We start from the raw sequence: 443 nt of genomic DNA, 5'->3' as shown, positions 1-443 counted from the left end.
GCCAATGATGACGGAGGCCAATCCGATGACGATGATACCAATTCCCATGCCAATATCGCTAAAGCCGTTATATTGGGCAACAAGAGATCCGGAGAAAGCAACAAGTGCATTGCCGATTGCAAGCCCCAGAATCTTCATGTTGCCGGTATGGGCGGAAAAACTGTTGACCATCGCTTCATTATCCCCCGTCGCCCGTAACGCAAGACCTATCTCCGTTTTCAAAAAAGCGGACATCCCCGCTTGAATGATTAACGCCATGATCAGCATGACGATCAAAACCGACCACGTTTTCGGCAGGCTGTCACCGAGGCCAACGATCGATAAAAGACCATTCAACATATTGTCCAACCCAGTGCCAGCAAAGGCATCCTGGATTTTCGTAATGATGGTAGTCTGGGACAGCAAAGGGATGTTGGAGGCCCCCATGATCCTTAAATTGATGG

Annotated in this window: 1 protein-coding gene; it reads right to left on the bottom strand. The window is 49.2% G+C overall.

All coding sequences use genetic code 11. From position 1 onward, the window contains the following. A partial coding sequence (locus tag CVN76_RS01920; protein ID WP_442857531.1) for an ABC transporter permease subunit occupies positions 1 to 443 on the bottom strand: 443 nt, incomplete at both ends.

The organism is Bacillus sp. mrc49, from assembly GCF_002803435.1.
Note: the sequence above shows the minus strand (reverse complement) of the source record. Positions and strands in the feature narration are given on the sequence as shown.